At 41.2% G+C, this 374-nt stretch carries 1 protein-coding gene; it reads right to left on the reverse strand.

All coding sequences use genetic code 11. From position 1 onward, the window contains the following. The coding region (locus ACTQ16_RS16850) for a leucine-rich repeat domain-containing protein (protein WP_441938591.1) at nucleotides 1–374 on the reverse strand (374 nt) is incomplete at both ends.

Genomic DNA, 374 nt, shown 5'->3' on the forward strand with positions numbered 1-374 from the left:
ACTTTACCTTTAAAATAAACAGTTTCAAAACCACTGCAACCATAGAAGCAATTTTTACCCAATGAAGTAACAGAAGAAGGGAGGGTGATGGAGGTTAAACCACTGCAATCAGAGAAGCAATACTCACCCAATGAAGTAACAGAAGAAGGGAGGGTGATGGAGGTTAAACCAAAGCAACGATAGAAGCAATAATCACCCAAGGAAGTAACAGAAGAAGGGAGGGTGATGGAGGTTAAACCAATGCAATCATCGAAGCAATGATCACCCAATGAAGTAACAGAAGAAGGGAGGGTGATGGAGGTTAAACCACTGCAATCATAGAAGCAATAATCACCCAATGAAGTAACAGAAGAAGGGATGGTGATGGAGGTTAA

The sequence above is a fragment of the Prevotella sp. LCP21S3_D2 genome (assembly GCF_052118345.1).
GTDB lineage: Bacteria > Bacteroidota > Bacteroidia > Bacteroidales > Bacteroidaceae > Prevotella.